The sequence below is a fragment of the Holdemania sp. genome, assembly GCF_986127675.1.
In genome coordinates, this window is the sequence record NZ_CFQZWI010000130.1 from 1 (window position 1) to 6,615 (window position 6,615).

Below are 6,615 nucleotides of genomic sequence, written 5' to 3' on the forward strand. Positions count from 1 at the left end.
TCTTCCGCAACATAAATCTGAGCCGGATGATCCTGATCACTGACCACGAAAGCAAACTTGATATTCGTACCAACACCCCAGCGCCCTTCCTTATCGACGCAGATTAAGGAAATCGCGTCGGCCCGGCCCCGTTTCTGAATTAACTTTTGCGTGAATTCCGCAACGAGCGATGAAGCCGCTCTCTGAGGATCCAGTCCCTGCTGCAGCCGGCGTACCACCTCATAGCTCAGACACCCTTTCATGATTTCTTCGCCCACGCCCGTAGCGGCCGCAGCCCCGATCTCGCTATCCGCATAGAAACCACTCCCGCAGACCGGCGAATCGCCTACGCGCCCCGGCTTCTTCATGAACAGTCCCGAAGTCGATGTTCCAGCCGCCAACGTTCCCTGCCTATCCAGACAACAAACCCCAACCGTATCATGCCCTTTATAACTGGATAACGGTTCCGGCTCCGCCCGGCGCTGCTCATAAATCATCTTCGCTTCCGGAGTTAATAATTCCATCGTTTCCATGCCTGACTGAACCGCAAACTGCGATGCACCCTCGCCAACCAGGAAATTATTAAACTGCTGATCCGCACAATGCCGCGCCAGCTTAAACGCCGACGCTACATTTTCAACACAGCCGACCGCTCCGATGGATAACGTATCACCGTTCATATAACCACCGTCCAACTGCACGACGCCCGCCTGATTCGGCAGTCCCGAATAACCGACGGAATGAAACCGCGGATCCCTTTCGACTGCGGTGATCACCGTCTCCAGCGCCTGATCGGCCGAGCCTGATTTCCGCAAATTCGCTTCCGCCAGCCGCATGCCTTCCGCCGCCATTTTCCACGTTGCGATTAAAGTCCACTTCATTGATTTTGGCTCCTTATTGATTAAACGCATCCGGCAAATCATTTTCCAATAAAATGGTATCCGTGTAGGCTGCCTTTTGATAAACAAGACCAAACGCTTCCTTCACCGTTGCGACGATATGCACGTGCGCCATATCAAATCCGCAAGCCTGTAATCCCTCGACAATCGGCTCCGTCTGCCGCTTGCCCACCAGAATGACCTCATCCGCGCAATCCTTCATTTTCATGCCGAACTGCTTATTGATCTCATGCTGACGCGGACCCAGATCGATCATCCCCGGCGTGACGATAAACCGGGTGCCCGGCATTGTCTTCAGCACCTGCAAAGACATCGCAGAGCCCACCGGATTTGAATTAAACGCGTCGTCAATAAACGTATAACCATTAATCTTCTTCACTTCCAGCCGATGCTCGACATACCGCACCTGCGCCACTGCACTCTGCAGCTGTTCCCAACTGACACCCAGATGCCGGCCAACCGCCACAGCCGCCAGAATATTCGCAATGTTGTGTTCACCCAATAAACGCGTTTTAAACGGAATATCCGCACCCTCGCGCGTATGGATATCAAACGAGGATCCCTGCGGACCAAAGCTGATATTCACAGCCCGGTAATCCACGTCTTCCTGTTCGATGCCATACCAGGCGATCGGACACTTATTTTTGATATAGTAATTCCGGATCAGCTCGTTATCCTTATTCAATACACCGAAGCCCGTGACCGGCAGCTTCTCGATCATCTTCATTTTTTCCGTGACGATATTTTCCTGAGAACCAAACGTATTCAGATGCTGCGGACCGATCGAGGTTACTAAGCCGATCTGCGGCTGCACAAAATCCATCAGCTGCTCGATATCGCCGACATGATCCGCCCCCATCTCGCAAATGAACACCTCATGCGTCGGTTTCAGCTGTTCGCGGATGGTGATCGTGATTCCCATCGGCGTGTTGAACGACGCCGGCGTCGGCAGCGAATAGAACTTCTCAGAAAGAATCTGCTGAAGAATATTTTTTGAAGAGGTCTTGCCGTAGCTGCCCGTAATCCCGATCTTAATCAACCGGTCATGACTCTTCAAAATTTCCTTTGCCAGCTTCATATAGTGTTTTTTGATCAACTTCTCAAACGGACTGGTAATCCAGGCCATGGGAAAGATTAAAAGCCAGTTGATCCAGCACGCTGCGACAACCCACAACGCCCATAACGGATAATCCGTCAGCATGACCGCCGGGATCAGCCACAGGCAGTTCAGCACAAGCATGACGGCGATCTGCCGTTTAACCCGCGCGGTCACCGCCAGCGGTTTGATATAGTTTTTTTTCTTTTCCCGATATAAAGTAATCCCGCCGACAAACACCGCCAGCCACACCGTCGCGATCTTCCCCAGCCGGTAATCCGGAATCACTATGCAGCCGAGCGCCAGAACGAGAATCAGCACAGGAAACAGCCAGTGCTTCCACACTTTCAGCTGATCTTTTCCCCACTGAATATACCGCCCCGGCTCATACCGGTTCTGCTGGAACATGTGCAAAGCATGCTTCCAGGGAATCACCATCATACACAAAAGCAGTGCTGAAAACAGCACTTTCTCTAATAAATCCTGAATCTGTCTTAAAAACTCCATGTCATTCCTCCCAGTCTTCCTTTAAAAAGACATCCAGACACCGATTAAACCGGGCGCTCTGGTTGAAATACGCGAAATGATCGTCCCCTTCAAAAATTGCCAGTCCGGCATTCTTCATCTTCGCTTCCATCTGTTTCCCCATCCATAAAGGCGCTGCTTCGTCGTTTTCGCCCCAGACCAACAAGACCGGAACCGTAACGTCTTCCAGCATCCCGCTGACATCGTCGTTGACAACTTTAACAAAGGTTTCGCGCATAATGCCGGTTGCGCTGCGGTAATCGTCGGAACCTGATTTGCGTTTGAAGTCTTCCAGCATCGTTTCACTGCCGACCAGCGTGATCGCTTTTTTCGCCGCTTTGTAGCCTGCAATTTTGAGCTTGGCCTGCCAGGTTTGCTTCGGCCGGATTCCCGCCGCGCCGGTCAGCACCATCTTATGCACGGGATTCTTTACCGCGTAGTGAACGGCCACCCGGCAGCCGAAGGAATGACCGATCAGAATCGGATCATGGATATCAAAGGTCCGGCAAAACGCTTCGAGAAACTCCCGATATTCCGGGACGCCCCAGGCAACCGGCGGTTCGTCGCTTTTGCCAAAACCGGGAAAATCGAAATTAAAAACCCGAAAATGGGCTTTAAGATGATTGTAGATGGGTTCCATCATGATCATCCGCTGCCGCCAGCCGTGCAACAGCACTACATCGCGGCCCTGACCTTCCGTCGCAACTTCAATATTCAGTCCGTTAATTTTAATTTGCGGCATAAAAATCCTCCATTGTTTCTACTTTATTATATGCAATCTTCACAAGCTTGGAAAGTACAAAAATAATATTCAGAATAAGCAAAATAAGATATTGAAGATTTTGAGGATTCAGCGTATAATAAGGGCATGGTATAGAAAGGAGATCGAAGTCATGTTTGAGTGGGTTAAGGGCAACGCCTACACGATGTTAGTGACCTTGTATCCGAACAATTTCACGTTAAACAACGTAGCGGCTGCCTATTTTGAAGATATTCGATGGTGCTGTATCGGACTCGACCGGGAAGAACGGAAAGTTGCAATCCGCCCCGTGACCAAGCGAGAGGTAGATTTAAAGCTCATCCCGCTGGAGCAGCTGCATAAAGTATCCATGGGAAAGGGATATGCCCGCATCAGCAACAAAGCGCTGATTGAGGAAATCGCCCAGCTGACAGGCATCGAATGCAACGGGATTAAAGTTCCCGCGCAGTTTGATGAACGCGAAAAAATGCTGATTATTGATCTGAACAATCCCGTATAAGGAGGTGAGGAAAAATGTATTTCGGTTTATGGATTCTGGTATTCTTGGGGGCGCTGGTCGTTGAACTGGCGACGGCGACCAGCCTTGTCAGTATCTGGTTCTGTGTCGGAGCGTTGTTTGCCTTGGGCGCGCTGGCGTTGAATCTGGCCTTTATCTGGCAGGTCGTCATCTTCTTTGCGGCGTCGTTAGTTTGTCTGGCAGCGATCCGGCCGATGGCTTCCCAGTATTTACGAGGCAATATTGTCGCGACGAACGCCGACCGGGTGATCGGCCGACATGTCCAGCTTCTGAAAGACATTACCGGGGAAGCCTGGGGCGAACTCAAGGTGAACGGTGTGGTCTGGAACGCGATCAGCGTCGACGGGCATCCGATCAATGAGGGATCGTTAGTGGAAATCGTTGCGATCGAGGGCGCAAAACTCCTCGTGAAAAAAATAGAGGACTGAGGTTTCAGTCGAGAAAGGAAATAAATTATGAATGGGTTCTTACAAATATTAGTCTTCCTGGTCATCTTCCTGATTGCCATTGCAGTGATTTGCTACTGCGTCCGAATCGTGCCGCAGGCCAAAGCTTATGTCGTTGAGCGCCTGGGCGCTTACCACAGCACGTGGCATACTGGTCCGCATTTCATGGTACCGTTTATCGACCGCGTCGCCAACAAGGTTTCGTTAAAAGAGATCGTCAAGGATTTTGATCCGCAGCCGGTCATCACCAAGGATAACGTTACGATGCAGATCGATACGGTCGTCTACTTTCAGATTACCGATCCGAAGCTGTATACTTACGGCGTCGAACGGCCGATCAGCGCTTTGGAAAATCTGACGGCGACAACGCTGCGAAACATCATCGGTGAGCTGGAGCTGGATGAGACGCTGACTTCCCGCGATATCATCAATACGAAGATGCGCGCAATTTTGGACGAAGCAACGGATCCATGGGGCGTCAAGGTCGGCCGTGTTGAAGTCAAGAACATCATCCCGCCGCGCGACATCCAGGAATCAATGGAAAAGCAGATGCGGGCGGAACGGGAACGTCGTGAAGCGATCCTGCGTGCCGAAGGTGAAAAGAAATCGGCAATCCTGACCGCGGAAGGCGAAAAGGAATCCATGATTCTGCGCGCTACGGCGAAGAAGGAAGCCATGATCGCGGAAGCGGAAGGCCAGGCTCAGGCAACTGAACGGCTGTACGCTGCACAGGCTAAAGGTATTGAAATGATCAAGAATTCCGATCCAAGCCTGGAATTCTTAACCTTGAAGGGTTATGAAACGCTGCAGAAGATGGCGGACGGCAAGGCGACCAAGCTGATCGTCCCAAGCAACCTGCAGGATATCACCGGCACGCTGGCTTCGCTGGCGGAAGTCGTCAAACCTGTCGAAAATAAAGAATAAGACCACAAGGCGTCCGTTGGGCGCCTTTTTTTAATCTGCCGAAAGAACATCAGCTTCCCGGATTCCCGGCTTTGATCCTGACAGGATTTTCCCACGTTCTCTCCAGCCTGTTCAAGTCTGTTCAGCCTGATTTTATTTTCTCGTTTACGATCGCAATTCAGAGCTTTCTTCGTCCTTCATCCTGCTTCTTCATCCTCCACCCCCTTGGTGAAAAAACGTTAAAAAGAGGATTATCAACGACAAAAAACAGGTCGTCAACATTTCGTCCGGGACTTCTCTGTGCCGGATTCATTGGATTGGGCATTCTTACTGTAATTCTAAACATGATGGTTTTGTGGTTTGTCTTATTTGCGGCTCTGGGCATGGATTTTCTGATCCGTTATTAAAACAACATCCGCCGGTCTGATCTTGTTTTGTGATGGTTTTTGCGGCCATCGCCATGGTTTTCCATCCTTTAATGGGGTTCTTTGTCCTGTCCGGTTATATCGCTTCCACAGCCAGGTTGCAAAAGACGCCGCATCCCCTCATTTTATCTTCTGACCAATGGAAAAAAAGAATTTCAGCGGACGATGGGGTGGATTTCAGGCGCGGGGATCGTTCTGGGACGTTTGAATCTGGGCCTTGTCTGGGTCAGTTAACGATGCTGCCGCTTTTGTCTGATCTTCCTGTTTGATGCGCTGCGGGCCGGCTTGTTTGAGGAGATTTTATTCCGCACCTTCCTTTACGCATTTTACGTCGAAGTCGCTGGAAAGAAAAAATTCAGTCACATCCAGACGTTTTTTTGCCTTTTGATCATGATCCCGCCGCAGGTTCTGATTCATTTCCCCGGCATGGCTGAAATCGGCAGTCTGCTCGTCATGACCGCTGCCTTCGGTCTACCGTTTGCCTTGCTGCAATGGATTGTCGATCTGACTTCCGCAGTCGGCGCGCATACTCTGGCTGACCTGATCCGCTTTATCACCTTCGGCGCCTGGTTGGTTTTTGAGTAAGCTGACGCAGACAGTATGCCGCATAAAACCTGATTTTCCCCCTGTCCAATCCCAGAAAATAAAGACAGCTGCTCCCGAGATCCCGGAATGCTCAATTTGATTTGAGTCCGGTTCACTCTCTGATTGCGCTGTCTTTTATGCCTGTTTTCTATTTTTTCAATAAGAATTCAAATAAACGCTCTTTTCCTGCCGTCTCTTGCCTTCACTGCTCTTCAGATGGCCGTCTGGCACGTTAATCAAATGATCCTCGTTCTCCAATCGTGTCTTCCCCTGCGCAGTCCTGCCGCTTATTCCGTTTCCCATTCGTAGATCGGGTATCCCCTGCCCTGGTATTGGTAATATTGCGGATAGCGATCCATGTAAGCGTCCGCTTCCTCCCGTGCCAGATCCGGGTAATTTGTGATCAGGCCGCTGACGCCCATATCGAGATAATTGCTCATCTTATTGTAATCGTCTACCGTCCAGACATAAGATCGGAAG

At 50.6% G+C, this 6,615-nt stretch carries 8 protein-coding genes; 4 read left to right on the plus strand and 4 right to left on the minus strand.

What is annotated here, in order from left to right:
* From AC5OW4_RS13775 to AC5OW4_RS13785, 3 genes are all read right to left on the minus strand, one after another.
* Positions 1-860, minus strand: an 860-nt coding sequence (locus AC5OW4_RS13775) for a glycosylasparaginase (protein ID WP_493677101.1), incomplete at its 3' end; no start/stop codon positions are given.
* A gap of 13 nt (positions 861-873) precedes the next feature.
* Entirely contained in the window at positions 874-2,481 is a 1,608-nt protein-coding gene (locus AC5OW4_RS13780; RefSeq protein ID WP_083538554.1) for a Mur ligase family protein, read from the minus strand.
* 1 nt (position 2,482) lies between these two features.
* A complete protein-coding gene (locus AC5OW4_RS13785) occupies positions 2,483-3,241 on the minus strand; it encodes an alpha/beta fold hydrolase (RefSeq protein ID WP_493677102.1) in 759 nt (252 codons plus the stop codon).
* A gap of 151 nt (positions 3,242-3,392) precedes the next feature.
* On the opposite strand from AC5OW4_RS13785, the gene AC5OW4_RS13790 reads away from it, so the two are divergent.
* The 4 genes from AC5OW4_RS13790 (at position 3,393) to AC5OW4_RS13805 (ending at position 6,135) form a co-directional block, all read left to right on the plus strand.
* Positions 3,393-3,758 carry a hypothetical protein gene (locus tag AC5OW4_RS13790; RefSeq protein WP_020224318.1) on the plus strand — a complete coding sequence of 122 codons (366 nt, stop codon included), beginning with the start codon at positions 3,393-3,395 and terminating at the stop codon, positions 3,756-3,758.
* A 14-nt stretch (positions 3,759-3,772) separates the two neighbouring features.
* Positions 3,773-4,204: an NfeD family protein gene (locus AC5OW4_RS13795; RefSeq protein ID WP_072684757.1), complete on the plus strand. Its 432-nt coding sequence runs from the start codon at positions 3,773-3,775 to the stop codon at positions 4,202-4,204.
* 27 nt (positions 4,205-4,231) lie between these two features.
* Positions 4,232-5,146, plus strand: a complete 915-nt coding sequence (locus tag AC5OW4_RS13800) for an SPFH domain-containing protein (RefSeq protein ID WP_072684756.1) — start codon at positions 4,232-4,234, stop codon at positions 5,144-5,146.
* A 659-nt stretch (positions 5,147-5,805) separates the two neighbouring features.
* Entirely contained in the window at positions 5,806-6,135 is a 330-nt protein-coding gene (locus tag AC5OW4_RS13805) for a CPBP family glutamic-type intramembrane protease (RefSeq protein ID WP_493677104.1), read from the plus strand.
* 287 nt (positions 6,136-6,422) lie between these two features.
* Here AC5OW4_RS13805 and AC5OW4_RS13810 read toward each other — a convergent pair.
* Positions 6,423-6,615, minus strand: a 193-nt coding sequence (locus tag AC5OW4_RS13810; RefSeq protein WP_493677103.1) for a glycerophosphodiester phosphodiesterase family protein, incomplete at its 5' end; no start/stop codon positions are given.